Source organism: Mycolicibacterium parafortuitum (genome assembly GCF_002086815.1).
Taxonomy (GTDB): domain Bacteria; phylum Actinomycetota; class Actinomycetes; order Mycobacteriales; family Mycobacteriaceae; genus Mycobacterium; species Mycobacterium parafortuitum.
This window is the reverse complement of record NZ_MVID01000005.1, coordinates 207,962-222,075: the sequence shown is the minus strand read 5'-3', so window position 1 is coordinate 222,075 and position 14,114 is coordinate 207,962. Positions and strand designations below refer to the sequence as shown.

11 protein-coding genes are annotated in these 14,114 nt (G+C 70.9%); 7 read left to right on the top strand and 4 right to left on the bottom strand.

Annotated features, from left to right (window positions below; genetic code table 11):
• The 3 genes from benB to BST38_RS09225 are packed head-to-tail and all read left to right on the top strand — an operon-like array spanning window position 1 to window position 5,891.
• Entirely contained in the window at window positions 1-528 is a 528-nt protein-coding gene (gene benB, locus BST38_RS09235) for a benzoate 1,2-dioxygenase small subunit (RefSeq protein ID WP_083142967.1), read from the top strand.
• Between the two features lie 10 nt (window positions 529-538).
• The gene (benC, locus tag BST38_RS09230) at window positions 539-3,217 is read left to right on the top strand and encodes a benzoate 1,2-dioxygenase electron transfer component BenC (RefSeq protein ID WP_083143010.1); all 2,679 of its coding nucleotides are present in this window, start codon (window positions 539-541) and stop codon (window positions 3,215-3,217) included.
• A gap of 46 nt (window positions 3,218-3,263) precedes the next feature.
• Window positions 3,264-5,891 (top strand): helix-turn-helix transcriptional regulator, encoded by a 2,628-nt coding sequence (locus tag BST38_RS09225; RefSeq protein WP_083142966.1) that lies wholly within the window; start codon window positions 3,264-3,266, stop codon window positions 5,889-5,891.
• On the opposite strand, the gene BST38_RS09220 is transcribed toward BST38_RS09225, so the two are convergent.
• From BST38_RS09220 to BST38_RS09205, 4 genes are read right to left on the bottom strand one after another with little or no spacing between them, the layout of a single operon-like run.
• A complete protein-coding gene (locus BST38_RS09220) occupies window positions 5,837-6,523 on the bottom strand; it encodes a CoA transferase subunit B (RefSeq protein WP_083142965.1) in 687 nt (228 codons plus the stop codon). The genes BST38_RS09225 and BST38_RS09220 overlap by 55 nt on opposite strands.
• On the bottom strand, window positions 6,520-7,305 hold the full coding sequence (locus BST38_RS09215) for a CoA transferase subunit A (RefSeq protein ID WP_083142964.1): 786 nt from the start codon (window positions 7,303-7,305) through the stop codon (window positions 6,520-6,522). Before BST38_RS09215 ends, BST38_RS09220 begins: the two co-directional genes overlap by 4 nt.
• Window positions 7,302-8,072, bottom strand: coding sequence for a 3-oxoadipate enol-lactonase (gene pcaD / locus BST38_RS09210; RefSeq protein ID WP_083142963.1), 771 nt, complete (start codon window positions 8,070-8,072; stop codon window positions 7,302-7,304). Before pcaD ends, BST38_RS09215 begins: the two co-directional genes overlap by 4 nt.
• Complete coding sequence (locus BST38_RS09205; protein WP_083142962.1) at window positions 8,069-9,295, bottom strand: acetyl-CoA C-acetyltransferase; 1,227 nt, start codon at window positions 9,293-9,295, stop codon at window positions 8,069-8,071. Before BST38_RS09205 ends, pcaD begins: the two co-directional genes overlap by 4 nt.
• 69 nt (window positions 9,296-9,364) lie before the next feature.
• Between BST38_RS09205 and BST38_RS09200 the strand changes: the two genes are divergently transcribed.
• From BST38_RS09200 to BST38_RS09185, 4 genes are all read left to right on the top strand, one after another.
• On the top strand, window positions 9,365-10,249 hold the full coding sequence (locus BST38_RS09200) for a LysR substrate-binding domain-containing protein (protein WP_083142961.1): 885 nt from the start codon (window positions 9,365-9,367) through the stop codon (window positions 10,247-10,249).
• Window positions 10,250-10,305: 56 nt separating this feature from the next.
• Window positions 10,306-11,958, top strand: coding sequence for an Eco57I restriction-modification methylase domain-containing protein (locus BST38_RS09195; RefSeq protein WP_083142960.1), 1,653 nt, complete (start codon window positions 10,306-10,308; stop codon window positions 11,956-11,958).
• A complete protein-coding gene (locus BST38_RS09190) occupies window positions 11,948-12,943 on the top strand; it encodes a hypothetical protein (RefSeq protein ID WP_083142959.1) in 996 nt (331 codons plus the stop codon). Before BST38_RS09195 ends, BST38_RS09190 begins: the two co-directional genes overlap by 11 nt.
• 165 nt (window positions 12,944-13,108) lie before the next feature.
• Window positions 13,109-14,083 (top strand): hypothetical protein, encoded by a 975-nt coding sequence (locus BST38_RS09185; protein ID WP_133057216.1) that lies wholly within the window; start codon window positions 13,109-13,111, stop codon window positions 14,081-14,083.
• The last annotated feature ends 31 nt before the right edge of the window (window positions 14,084-14,114 follow it).

Here is a 14,114-nt window from a genome sequence, read left to right as displayed (position 1 = left end):
ATGACCGCCACCACCGAAAATGCCGTCACCACAGGCGCACTCATCACCCAGAACGCGATCGAGCAGTTCCTGTACCGCGAGGCCCGGTATCTGGACGACCGCGAATTCGAGAAGTGGCTGGCCTGCTACGCCGACGACGTCGTCTACTGGATGCCGGCCTGGACCGACGACGACCGGCTCGTCGAGGATCCCCAACGCGACATCTCGCTGATCTACTACTCGAACAAGGGCGGGCTGGAGGACCGGGTGTTCCGGATCCGCACCGAACGGTCGTCGGCAACCTCTCTGCCGGAACCGCGCACCAGCCACAACATCTCGAACGTGGAGGTCATCGAGCGTCGAGGCGACGTCGTCGACGTGCGATTCAACTGGCACACCATGTACTTCCGCTACAAGACCATCGATCCGTACTACGGCACCTCCTTCTACACCATCGACTTCGGCGGTGAGCAGCCGTTGATCCGCCGCAAAACCGTGGTGCTCAAGAACGACTACATCCACCACGTGGTGGACGTCTACCACTTCTGAGGTGAGCACAGTGACCGAAACATACTCGGTGGCCCTGTCTTTCGAGGACGGAGTCACGCGATTCATCAACTGCCGACCCGATCAGACCGTCGCCGACGCGTCCTACCGGCAGCGCATCAACATCCCGCTGGACTGCCGCGACGGCGCCTGCGGAACCTGTAAGGCGCTGTGCGAGAGCGGAAGATACGACGGCGGCACCTACATCGACGACGCGTTGGCCCCCGACGAGGCGGCCGCCGGCTTCGTGCTGCCGTGCAGCATGACGCCGCGCTCGGATCTGGTCCTGCAGATCGCGGCCACCTCGGATTCGGCGAAGACCCAGGCCGCCACCTACCAGGGCACCCTGACCCTGCTGGAGCGGCTCTCCCCGACCACCGTCAAGATCGGCATCGAGATCCCCAACCGCGGTGAACTCGCCTTCCTGCCCGGTCAGTACGTCAACATCGCGGTTCCGGGCACCGACCAGACCCGCTCGTACTCGTTCTCCAACGCGCCCCACGAAGAACTGCTGACGTTCCTGGTGAAGCTGGCTCCCGGCGGCGCGATGTCGGACTATCTGGCGCAGCGCGCACAGGTCGGGGACGCGCTGACGTTCACCGGCCCGAACGGATCGTTCTTCCTGCGGGAGGCGCAACGTCCGGTGCTGCTGCTGGCCGGTGGCACGGGGCTGGCGCCGATCCTGGCGATGCTGCGTGCGATGCGGGCCGCGGGCAGCACCCGCGCGACCCATCTGATCTACGGAGTCAGCTCCGACGACGATCTGACCGCCGTCGACGAGATCGAGGAGATCGCGACGCAGCTCCCGGCCTTCACGTGGGACTACTGCGTGTCCGATCCGGCGAGCTCGGCGCCCAACCGGGGCCCCGACCGCCCCTACGTCACCAACCTGATCGCCCCGGAACACCTCCACGGAGGCGACCTGGCCATCTATCTGTGCGGACCGCCGCCGATGGTCGAGTCGGTGCGTACCCACCTGAACACCGCGGGCGTGGAACCCACCGGCTTCTACTACGAGAAGTTCGGGCTGGCCAAGGCCGCGGCCTCGGCGCCGGCACCCGCACCGGCCGCGGAGTCCGCCGGCCCCGCCGCGGAGGTTCTGCTTCCAGCCCCCGACGCCCGCGCGGTGGCCGGGCAGGTCGTGCTGCCTCGTGCCGACCTGGCACCCGCGGCCGCGCGCCCCGTCGTCGCGGAGGACGACGCGATCCGGCGGGTCGCGGGTCAGGTCGTCGCGGGTCAGGTCGTCGCGGGTCAGGTCATGGTGGCGGCGAGCGGCGGCGCGGTCTCGGCGCTCGACGGCGACGACGGCCGGCTGCTGCCCACCGGTGCACGGGCCATCGCCGGACAGTCCCTGTTCGACCCGGTCGCCGCGTCGGCGCACGCACCGCAGACCGCCGACACCGCGACCGTGGTCAGCGACGACGGCTATCAAATCGGCGAGGAGCATCCCGAGGTCCGCGAGTCCGACGCGATCTTCGAGGCCCGGTCCGCGCTGGAGCTGGGGGCGCTGGAACTCACGATGGGACGCCTCACGAGCGCCCAGCTGGCCGGATACCGGTTGCTGGCCGAGTCGACACTGCCGTACGTCGACGGGGATCACTTCGTCGACGCCGAGCAGTACACCGAGACCAACGCGGCGTTCCACGACTACCTGTTCACGCTCACCCGCAACGACCACCTGCTGCAGGCGTATCAGGCGCTGGGGGTCAAGGGCCGGATGACCGAGGTGCTGCGCCACGCGACGTGGTGCCATCCCCGGTGCGCGCAGGACCACGTCGACATCGTCGCCGCGTTCGAGGCCGGGGACCGCGAGGCGGCCCGCGCACTCATCACCGCGCACGCCGAGCGGTCCAAGCAGACGATGCGCCGGGCGATGGCCGATACCGCGGACGCGACGGCGCCGGCGTTCGTGACCCCGGGCCGGTTCGCCGGCAAGGTCGTGGTGGTGACCGGCGCCGCGCAGGGCATCGGTGAGCGCACCGCCCGCCGCATCCACGCCGAGGGCGGGGTGCTGGTGCTCGCCGACCGTTCTGAGCTGGTCAAGGAACTCGCCGACGAGCTGGCGGCACGTTCACCCGCGGTGGCCGTCACGGCCGACCTCGAACACCACGAGGGTGCCGAATCGGTGGTCCAGCAGGCGCTTTCGGCATTCGGCCGGATCGACGTGTTGATCAACAACGTGGGCGGGGCGATCAACTTCAAACCGTTCACCGAGTTCACGCCCGCCGAGGTGCGCGCCGAGATCGACCGGTCGTTGATGACCACTCTGTTCTGCTGTCATGCGGCGCTGCCCGCGATGGTGTCGCGGGGACACGGGGTGATCGTCAACGTCTCCTCGGCGGCTACCCGGGGCATTCACCGCATCCCGTACTCGGCGGCCAAGGGCGGCATCAACGCGATCACGGCCTCGCTGGCGATGGAGTACGCCGACGCGGGGATCAGAGTCGTCGCCACCGCACCCGGCGGAACCGCCGCGCCGCCCAGGCGGATCTCGCGCGGCACCGCGGTGCCGCGCGACGACACCGAGCAGGCGTGGTTCGACGCGCACATCACCCAGACGCTGGACTCCTCCCTGATGAAGCGGTACGGGACGCTCGACGAGCAGGCCGCGGCGATCTGCTTCCTGGCCTCCGACGAGGCGGCGTACATCACCGGAACCGTGTTGCCCGTCGCCGGTGGCGATCTGGGCTGATCGGGCTGGGAGCGGCGCGGCGGGCCCCTACGATGGGCAGGTGCCCATGGCGCCTGTCACGTTCGTCGGTCGCGCCGCCGATCTGGAGGAGTTGATCCGGCGCACGACGGCCACGGTGGGCGGCGGTGCGTCCGTGGTCACCGTCCGCGGGGCCGCGGGGATCGGCAAGACCGCTCTGCTGCGGCGCACGGCCGCCCAGGTCCCCGCCGCCCGGTGGGCCACCGCCGTCCCGTGGGAGAGCTCCCTCGACGGCGCGGTGCTCGCCCAGCTGCTCACCGGCCCGGCGCCGACCGACGTGGCCGAGGCGGCCGGGCAATTGGCGCACACGCTGTCGGATGAGGATCCGACGCTGCTCGTCGTCGACGATGCACAGTACGCGGATACGCTGTCCTTGCAAGCCCTTTCGACGTTGGTCCGACATCACCGGACACTGCCCGTCCTCATCGCGTTGGTGACCGACGGACGTCCCCGCTGCGTGCCGGGGCTCGGCGGCGATGAGCTGGTGGTGGGCGGTCTGAGCACCCGCGAGGTGGCCGACCTGGCCTCGGCGCGCGGGCACGTGTTGCCCGCCTCGACGGCGGAGTTGCTCACCCGCCACACCGGGGGGCACCCCGGCCATCTGCGCGCGTTGCTCGACGAACTGCCGGCTCGGACATGGACCACGCTGGATGCCCGCCTGCCCGCGCCGCGGGAGGTCGTCGCGCAGGTCGAACGGGATCTCGACGCCGCGGGACCGGACGGGCGTGCGCTGACGGTGGCGCTGGCCGTCCTCGGCGACGGAGCGACATTGTCGGAGGCCGTGGAGCTGGCCGGCGTCGACGATCCGCTGGCTGCCGTGGCGGCCGCGACCGGCGCCGGCCTCCTTGCGCCAGGCGACCCGTGGGAACCCGAACTTCGCGATCCGCTGACCGCGGCCGCCGTCCTCGATGTGCACGGTGTCCGGGCCACGGCCGACGCGCACCGCCGCGCTGCCGATGTCGTCACCGATCCTGTTGCGCGGCTTCGCCATCGCGTCGCCGCCACCCCGGTGCCCGACGAGGCGCTGGCCGACGAGGTGGACGCGCTGGCCCGGTCCTCGGGTGCCGACGGTGAGTGGAGTCGCGCCGCGGCGCTGTTCCGCGACGCCGCGCGGCTCACCTCCGATCCGCTGCGCCGCGACGAACGGCTCACCCGGGCGGTGGACGCGCTGATCGCCGCCGGAGACTGTGTCGGTGCGGCGGCGATGGTCCCCGTGGTGGAGAACCTGCGCGAAACACCGCTGCGCAACGCCACCCTGGCCTATCTGGCGATCCTGCGGGGACGCGCCACCGAGGCGGAGGTGCGGCTGCGCCGCGCCTGGGACATCGTCCATATCGACCGGGACACCGACACCGCGGCGTTCATCGCCCAGCGTCACGTCCTGCACGCGCTGGTGCACTGTCAGGGTGAGCAGTTGGTGGCGTGGGCCGACCGCGCGCTGGCGCTCGCCGAACGCGATTCTCCCGCCGGCATCGAGGCCGCCGCGATCCGCGGGCTGGGCCTGCTGGCCTCGGGACAGCCCCGCCGCGCCGCCACCGAGTACGACGACCTGCACGAGCGGGTGCGTCACGGCGCGCAGGCGCAGCGCGTCGTGATGGGACGCGGGTGGGTGCAGCTGATGCGCGACGAGGTCGAGGAAGCCCGCTCCAGTCTCGAAAGTGCTGTTGCCGCCGCAGGTCTCGGTGGATCCACCCGCATCACGCTGTGGTCGCACGCGTGGCTGGCACGCACGCAGTTCAGCCTCGGGGAATGGGATGCGGCCCTGCTCAACGTCGAGCACGGCCGCCGGCTCGCCGAGGCCAGCGGCATCGTGTTGGCCACGCCGCTGCTGGAGTGGACCGCCGGGCAGATCGCCGCGCTGCGCGGTGACTGGGCGGCGGCGGAAGCCGCCGCGCGCGCCGCCGCGCAGGGTGGCGAGTACGCGATGATGCGCATCCCCGCGCTGCTGCTGCGCGCCCAGATCGCGGAGGCCCAGGCCGATTACGCGGCGGTCCGCCGGATCCTGGAACCGCTCACGAAGCTGGCGCCCGGCACCTCGCTGCAGGAACCCGGGTACTGGCCGTGGGTCGACGCTCTGGCCAACGCGATGGTGCTCACCGGGGACCTGGCCGGGGCCGAGAGCTTCCTGCGCCCGCACGCTCAGCGAGCTCGGAGTCGGGGGCACCGGAGCGCGCAGGCCCGTCTCGGGTGGGTTCGCGGCCGCCTTCTCGGTGCGCAGGGCGACATCGCCGCCGCCCGTGAGGCTTTCGAGCAGTCCCTGGCCCTGCTGGACGGGCTGCCGTTGCGCTACGAGACGGCGCGGGTCGATTTCGCCTACGGGCAGACCTTGCGCCGGGCAGGTAAGCGGCGCGAGGCCGATACGGTGATCAGCGCCGCGCGCGAGCTCTACGTCGGCCTCGGCGCCGGCACCTATGTGGCGCGCTGCGACCGGGAGCTCAAAGCCGGTGGGCTGCACCAGAGCCGCGAGTCCCGCCACGCCGTCGAGCTCACGCCACAGGAGGAGGCGGTCTCGACGCTGGTGTCGCGCGGGCTGTCCAATCGCGAGGTCGCGGCCGAACTCTACGTGTCACCGAAGACGGTGCAGTACCACCTGACCCGGATCTACGCCAAGCTGGGCATCCGTTCGCGTTCCGAGCTGGCTGCGCTGAGACGTTGACGGTGGTCGGCCACCGGTGCGCCGGTCTTGGCGGCCACCTCGTCGAGGTCGACGCCGGGGGCGAGCTCGACCACACCGAACTCGGTGCCGGTGACGTCGAACACGCCGAGGTCGGTGATCACCCGCTGCACGACCGCCTTTCCGGTCAGCGGCAGGTCGCACTCCGAAACAAGCTTGGCATCACCGTTTTTCGCACTGTGGTCCATCAGTACGATCACCTTCTCCGCACCGCTGACCAGGTCCATCGCGCCACCCATACCCTTGACCATCGAGCCGGGCACCATCCAGTTCGCCAGATCACCGTTGACCGCGACCTGCATCCCACCGAGCACCGCGACGTCGACGTGTCCACCGCGGATCATCGCGAAGCTGGTCGCCGAGTCGAAGAACGACGCGCCCGGCAGCACGGACACGGTCTGCTTACCGGCGTTGACCAGGTCGGGGTCGACCTCGTCGTCGTACGGGAACGGCCCGACCCCGAGGATGCCGTTCTCGGCGTGCAACGTGACATCGGAGCCTTCGGGCAGGTAGTCGGGTATCAGGGTCGGCAGTCCGATCCCCAGGTTGACGTAGTCGCCGTCGCGCAGTTCGCGGGCGGCGCGGGCGGCCATCTCGGTTCGGGTCCAGCTCATGCCAGTGCCTCTTCTCGGGGTCGCGGCCGGGTGGTGCGCTTCTCGATACCCTTGCGGGCCGCCTGTTGCGGGCTGAGCTCGACGATGCGCTGCACGAAGATGCCGGGCAGGTGGACCTCGTCGGGGTGTAGTTCACCGACCTCGACGACACGCTCGGCCTCGACCACCGTGACCCGGCCGGCCATCGCCGCGGGCGGGTTGAAATTGCGTGCTGCGGCGTGGAATACGCAGTTTCCGGCCCGGTCGGCGACAGCGGCGCGCACCAGCGCGTAGTCGGTGACGATCGATTCCTCCAGCAGCATCCGGCGCCCGCGGAAGGAGCGGACCTCCTTGGGCGGGGAAGCCAGCGCCACGCTGCCGTCGGGGTGGTAACGCCACGGCAGACCGCCGTCGGCGACCAGGGTGCCGACCCCGGTCGGGGTGAAGAACGCCCCGATGCCGCTGCCGCCGGCGCGCAACCGCTCGGCCAGCGTGCCCTGCGGGGTGAGCTCCACGGTGAGTTCACCGGAGAGGTACTGGCGGGCGAATTCCTTGTTCTCCCCGACGTAGGACGCGATGACCCGGCTGATCCGACGGGCCTCCAGCAGCAGACCCAGACCGCCGCCGTCGACGCCACAGTTGTTGCTGACGATGGTCAGGTCGTCGGCGCCCTGCTCGAGCAGCGCCTCGATCAGAAACCACGGGATACCGGCGAGGCCGAAGCCGCCTACCGCGAGACTCGATCCGGACGGGATGTCGTCGACGGCCTCGCGTGCCGTGGCGACCACTTTGTCGAGGGTCATGACTGCTCCAGGTGTTCGATGATGGCGGCGGTGATCTGCTCGGGTTGTTCGGCGTTGGCCAGGTGGGCGGCCCCGTCGACGACGAGAAGCTTCGAATCGGGGATGCGGGAGGCGATCTGCTCCAGCCTGGCCGGCGGAGTGGCCGGGTCGTCGGCGCCGGCGATCGCCAGCGTCGGCGCTTTGATCTGCGAAAGTTGTTCGCGCAGATCCAGTTCGGCGATCGCCTCGCAGCACGAGGCGTAACCCTCGGCCGGCGTTCCCGCGATCATGGCCACCCACTCCGCGCGTTCGGCCGGATGGGTCTCCAGGTGGCCCAGCGTGAACCACCGGGCGACCACTGCGGGCGCAACGGTTTCGGCGCCGCCGGCGCGCACCGCCGCCGCACGGTCGGTCCAGGCCTGGGCGGGTGCGAGTTCGGCGGCGGTACACAGCAGCACCATCCGGTCGACCCGGCCGGGATGGCGTGCGGCCACCCGCATCGCGGTCATCCCGCCCAGCGACAGCCCGATCAGGTGGGCGCGCTCGATGCCGCGGCGGTCGAGGATCCCGACCAGGTCGTCGGCGAGGTCGTCGATCGAGTACGGGCCGCCGGGCACCGGCGAGCCGCCGTGACCGCGGGTGTCGTAGCGCAGCACCCGGAACCGGCTCTCCAGCGCGTCCAACTGCGGGGCCCACATCCGGTGGGTGGCACCGAGCGAGTTGGACAGCACCACCGGGGGCCCGTCGGGAACTCCGCTTTCGATCACGTTCACGTCGACCGCGCTCATCGGGTCACCTCGAACCGCGTCGCTTCGAACACCGCGGCCAGACCCTGTCCCCCGCCGATGCACATCGTCTCCAGCATGTAGCGGGCGTCGCGCCGGCGCGCCTCGTAGGCGGCGGTGGCGAGGATCCTGGCGCCGGTGGCGCCGATGGGGTGACCCAGTGAGATTCCGGAGCCGTTCGGGTTGAGGCGGTCGTCGAGCGGGTCGACTTTCCATTCGGCGAGCACGGCCAGCACCTGCGCGGCGAACGCCTCGTTGAGTTCGATGAGGTCGATCTCGTCGAGGGTCAGCCCGGCACGCTCCAGAGCCGCGGCGGTGGCGGCGACCGGACCGAGGCCCATCGTCTCGGGCGCGCAGCCGGTCACCGCCCAGGACCGCAGCGTCAACAGCGGCTCCCAGGACCGCTTTTCGGCCTCGGCGCGGGTGGTCACGACACACATCGCCGCACCGTCGTTCTGGCCCGACGCGTTGCCCGCGGTGACGGTGGCAGCGGAGTCGTGGCGCGACCGGACGGCGCGCAGCTGCGCGAGCTTCTCGACGGTGAGGTCGGCGCGGGGGTGTTCGTCGCGGTCGATGACGGTGTCGGCACGTCCCCGCGTGCCGGGGACGGTGACCGGGACGAGTTCGTCGGCGAAGTGACCGCTTTCGTGCGCGGCCACCGCGCGCCGGTGGGAGCGCGCCGCCAGCTCGTCCTGCTCCTCGCGGGTGATTCCGTACTGGGCCCGCAGGTTCTCGGCGGTCTCGATCATGCCGCCGGCGATGGGATGACTTGTGCCGCCCGCGGTTTTGCGGGCCCGGTCGAGGCGGTCCTGCAGCGCGATGCCACCCTGGCGCACACCGGCGCGCAGGCCGAGCGCGTAGTGCTCGACGTTGGACATCGACTCCGCGCCTCCGGCGATCACCGTGCGGGCCGCCCCGGTGGCGACCTGTCCGGCGGCGTACAGCACGGCCTGCAGCCCGGACCCGCAGCGCCGGTCGATCTGCAGCCCCGGCACCGCGGTGCCCAGCCCGGAGTCGAGTGCGGCGATCCGGCCGAGTGCGGGCGCTTCGCCGTTGGCGTAGCCGTTGCCCAGCACCACGTCGTCGACGTCACCCTCGCGCAGTCCCGTGCGGTGGATCAGCGCGCGCAGCGTGACGGTGGCCAGATCGGCAGCGGTCAGGGGCGCGAGCGCGCCGCCCATGCGCCCGACCGGCGTCCGTACCGGATTGCAGATGACGACGTCCATGCCTCGACGCTAGGCCGGTGCGGCCATATTCTGAAATACATAAAAACCCCCTATTGATATGTAGGAGATATGGAACTCCGTCATCTGCGGTACTTCCGCGCGGTTGCCGAGGAACTCCACTTCGGGCGCGCCGCGCAACGGCTGCTGATCGCGCAGCCGCCTCTGTCCCAACAGATCCGTCAGCTGGAGCGCGAGGTGGGTGTCACCCTGCTTCTGCGTTCGACCCGCAGTGTCGAGCTCACCGAGGCGGGGCGGGCGTTCCTGGATCGCACGGTCCGCATCCTCGACGCCGTCGACGACGCGGTCGGCCAGGCGCGCCGGATCGGCACGGGCACCGAGGGCCGTCTGGTGGTGGGCTGTGTCGGCTCGGCCACGTACTCGCTGCTGCCCCGACTGGTCCGGGAGCTGCGGGCCGCGCTGCCCGCCGTCGACCTGCGGGTGCGCGGCGAGATGCTGGCATCGGCGCAGCTGGCGGCATTGCACGCCAAGGACATCGACCTCGCGTTGATGCGCCCACCCGTCGACGACCCCGCCCTGACGGCGGTGCCGTTGCGCCGCGACCGGCTGCTCGTCGCGCTTCCGGCGGGCCACCGCTGCGCCGAGCAGGAGGAGGTGGCGCTGGCCGAGCTGCGGGACGACGACTTCATCGGCCATGCCGGCGGTGGGCGGTCCCGGATGAGCGCGCTGCTGGCGGGTCTGTGCGCCGACGCCGGTTTCCGGCCGCGCATCCGCGACGAGGTCGACGAGACCTCGACGCTGGTCACCCTGGTGGCCGCCGGGCTCGGGGTCGCGCTCGTCCCGGAGCCGACCGCGGCACTGGAGATCGGCGGGGTGACCTACCGGCCGCTGGCCTCCGAGGCCGGCACCACCATCGAACTGCTGGCGGCGTATGTGACCGCGGACGCGTCCCCGCTGACGGCGCGAGTTGTCGACATCCTGCGCACGACCGTCTGAGCTGCAGGTCGGCGGGGCGCCGCGGGACTGTCGGTGCGCTGCGGCACGATATCGGCATGCTTCCCGGCGACCCGAAGGACGACGCCGCGCTGCGCAAGGCGCGCGGCGCGTTCTTCACGCCGGCACCGGTGGCGCGTTTCCTTGCCGACTGGGCGGTCCGCGATCCCGCCCACGCCGTGCTGGAACCGTCCTGCGGGGAGGCGGTGTTCCTGCACGAGATCGGTCGCCGCGGCGGCCACGTCGGCCCCCTGGTCGGCGTCGAGATCCACGCCGACTCCGCTGCCGCATCCGAGCGCAGCCTGCGTGAGGTCGGCATCGACGCCACCATCTACGCCCGGGACTTCTTCTCCCACAACGAGTTCGGCGCCTACGACGCGGTGGTCGGCAATCCGCCGTATGTGCGCTACCAGGACTTCGCGGGTGAGTCACGGGCCCGGGCCCGCGAAGCCGCGCTGCGCGCCGGCGTGACGTTGTCCAACCTCGCGTCCTCGTGGGCGGCGTTCACCGTGCACTCGGCGCTGCACCTCAAACCCGGGGGCCGGCTCGGGCTGGTCCTGCCCGCGGAACTGCTCAGCGTGAACTACGCCGCCGGCGTGCGGCAGTTCCTGATGGACCACTTCACCTCCGTGGGCCTGGTGTTGTTCGACGAGCGGGTGTTCCCCGGCGTGCTCGAAGAGGTGGTGCTGCTGCTCGCTGACGGGTACCGCACCGACGGCGGCGCCGGCGCGACCCACATGGAGCTGTCCCAGGTCCGCGATGCCGAGGGTCTGGCCCGGCTGACCGCGTCGCGGCGGTGGACCCCGCCCGGCAACGGCGCCAAATGGTCGGCGGGCCTGCTGTCGAGTGCGGGCCTGTCCGCGTTCGACGCCGCGGTCAGAAGCGATGCGTTCACCGTGCTGGAGACATGGGGCGACACCACGCTCGGCATGGTCACCGGCAGCAACCGGTTCTTCACGCTGTCCCCTGCCAAGGTCGAAGCGCTCGGACTCGCGCCGTCCGACGTGCTCACGTTGTCCCCGCCCGGGTCGCGCCACCTGCGCGGCCTCGGCCTGACGGCGGCCACACTGCGCGCCCTCGGCGATGCCGGCCAGGCGACCTCCCTGTTCCGGCCCGCCCACGAACCGTCGCCGGCAGCGTGGCACTACATCCAGTCGGGTGAGGACCTCGACGTGCACCATGCCTACAAATGCCGTGTCCGCACGCCGTGGTGGCGGGTGCCGTATCTGCGGCCGGCCGACCTGTTCCTGACCTACATGAACGCCGACACCCCTCGGCTGACCAGCAACCGGGCCCGGGCACACCACCTGAACTCGGTGCACGGGGTGTACCTGCGTGACGGCCTGCGGACCGACGGCATGAACCTGCTGCCGGTGGCCGCGCTGAACTCGGTGACCCTGCTGGGGGCCGAGACCGTCGGGCGCGCCTATGGTGGCGGGATGTTGAAGATCGAGCCCCGGGAGGCCGACGTGCTGCCGGTCCCCGCACCGGATCTGGTGCGCCGCAACGCCGATGGCCTTCGCCAGGTGCGCCCCGCGGTGGCCGCCCGGCTACGCGAGGGCCGCCTCCTCGCCGCGGTCGAGCTGGTCGACGAGGTGCTGCTGCTCGAGACATCCACCTTGACCGAACGTCAGCTGCGCGCGCTGCGGCGCGACCACAGCGCCCTGACGGCCCGCCGGATCGCCCGCGGAAAAGCCAACGGTGGCAGGTAAACCCAGCGCCAAGGCGCTCGCCTGGCCGTTGTTCGACGCCATCGTCGACCGGTCGGAGTTCAAGACGGTCAACCCGTGGACCGCCGACGGCTCGTTCTGCCCGGACTACGGCGCGCTGCGCAAGCTGCTGGCCGTGCCGATCCTGCTGGGCGCGGAAAGCCGGTCCGGCGTGCCCGCGCTGGCGCTCGATGTCTGGGTGGCCTACGAATTGCGCCGCGCCGGCCTGGAACCCGACGCGGTGTGGCCGCGCGCCGAAGCTCCTCGGGTCGTCGACCGGGACGTGCTGAACTTCGTCAAATCCATCCCGAAGTCCGCCGGCCGCGACGAGCTGATGGAGCGGCTGCGCACCGGCTCCTCGGGTGGGGTGGGCGCCGCGTCGGCGAACATCGCCGGCAAGAACTACTTCAAACAGGTCGACGTGATCATGTCGTCCTGGCAGACCGGCCCGGAGTTGTTGATCTCGACCAAGCGGATGGATTCGTCGTTCGGCAAGAACGCCGCCAACCGCGTCGAGGAGTCCTACGGCGATGCGAAGAACCTCGCGCTGCGCCACCCCCTGGCCGCGCTGGGCTTCATGTACTCGCTGCGTTCGACGGCCTACACCGAGGAGCGGCGGCAGTTCGACTGGATCGTCGACCTGCTGACCAAGCTCGGCCGCGAGGACGACGCCTACGATGCGTGCGCGCTCGTCGTACCGGAGTGGGAGGGCGACGCGCCGCCCGGTCCGGTCCCCGAACCCGACGACGTGATCCTCGAGCTGTTCGAGGTGGAGGTCGACACCGGCGACGACGAGTCGGCGACCGCCGACGTCGACGCCCAACTCGCCGCGCTGCCGGATGTCACGCTGCGCACCGATCTGGTGCCCGATGAACTGAGCCCGGCGCGGTTCTTCGCGGTGATGATGACGATCGTGTTGGACAACTCGAACATCACCCAGCACGAGGAGGCCCGTCGCCGTCGCGGCACCGCCCTGGGCCGCGGCTGATACGCATTCACCAACTTGCCGACACCGACACGGCTTCCGCGGTAAGGTACGCCAGCAATCACCATTAATTTGCTGCGGCGTCAACGAGGGGGTCGGATGAGGGTGGGCGTGCGGTCTTGTGTCACCGCGGGGGTCGCGGTGCTCGGCGCGAGTGCGATTGCGGTAATGCCAGTACATCCGGTCACCTCGCCGACCGCTACGGCGACTGCGCAGGCGGTCCGGTTGACGGCGGTGCCCAGTCCGCTGCAGCTGTACCAGGAGGTCTTTCAGCAGTCGCTCAGCAACGCGTCATCCGTCGCCCGGCAATACTTCGACGACCCGTTCCCGATCACCAGGGCGATCCTGCAGAACCAGGCGTCGGCCGTGGCCGATGCCGTCGCAGCGCTCGGTGCCGGTGACTACGCCGCGTTGGTCGCGGCGGCCACCGATGTGGTGCTCGAACCGTTCCGCGGCGGGGGCGCCGCGTTGTCCCATCTGACCGCGCTGCTGAACCAGCCGTTCGCCGTCGAGGGCTTCTTCCTCATCGCGGTCAGCCCGGTGTTGGCGGGCCTGGTCGCCACCGGACGCGCCGTCGGAGAGGTGTTCGAGGCGCTCACCAAGCTCGATGTGATCGGCGCCACATACGCCGTGCTCAACATCCCGGGCCGGATCGTCGACGGCGTCCTCAACGGCGTACAGGGTGCGTCGGTCGGGATCCTGGAGGATCTCCCGGGGCTGCTGAGCCCGCTGTCGGACGACGTTCCGCCGGGGCCGATCGCAGTCGGCATCAGCCTGGACCAGGACATGGCCGCCGCGATCCCGCCGCGCGACACACCTGCGCAGGTCGGCGACCTGCCGGATCCCGACGCCGCCGCCATCACGGTCACCGCCGTCGACACAGTGGTCGGCGAGACCACCGGTGACGACATCCCCCGCGACGACGAGGCCACGCACGACGACGAGGACACGCCCGTCGACGAGAACATCGCGACCGACGACGCGGACACCGCCGAATCCGATGCTGCGCCGCGCACCTCCGGCAAGCCGCACCGGGTGCGCGGTTCAGCCATCGCCACCCCACAGGCGCCCGATCAGGATACCGACTCGGATAACGACGCCGCCCCGGCCGATGGCACCGGAGCCGATAAGGACGCCGCGTAACCCGCACCGCCGGGCTGCCGCACCCGAGATG

Bases quoted from the DNA above. Each gene is read 5' to 3' on its own strand.
- benB (WP_083142967.1), top strand. From the start codon at position 1: ATGACCGCCACCACCGAAAATGCCGTCACCACAGGCGCACTCATCACC.
- BST38_RS09205 (WP_083142962.1), bottom strand. From the start codon at position 9,295: ATGGACGTCGTCATCTGCAATCCGGTACGGACGCCGGTCGGGCGCATG.
- BST38_RS09185 (WP_133057216.1), top strand. From the start codon at position 13,109: ATGCCAGTACATCCGGTCACCTCGCCGACCGCTACGGCGACTGCGCAG.
- BST38_RS09200 (WP_083142961.1), top strand. From the start codon at position 9,365: ATGGAACTCCGTCATCTGCGGTACTTCCGCGCGGTTGCCGAGGAACTC.
- BST38_RS09195 (WP_083142960.1), top strand. From the start codon at position 10,306: ATGCTTCCCGGCGACCCGAAGGACGACGCCGCGCTGCGCAAGGCGCGC.
- BST38_RS09220 (WP_083142965.1), bottom strand. From the start codon at position 6,523: ATGAGCTGGACCCGAACCGAGATGGCCGCCCGCGCCGCCCGCGAACTG.
- BST38_RS09225 (WP_083142966.1), top strand. From the start codon at position 3,264: ATGGCGCCTGTCACGTTCGTCGGTCGCGCCGCCGATCTGGAGGAGTTG.
- BST38_RS09215 (WP_083142964.1), bottom strand. From the start codon at position 7,305: ATGACCCTCGACAAAGTGGTCGCCACGGCACGCGAGGCCGTCGACGAC.
- pcaD (WP_083142963.1), bottom strand. From the start codon at position 8,072: ATGAGCGCGGTCGACGTGAACGTGATCGAAAGCGGAGTTCCCGACGGG.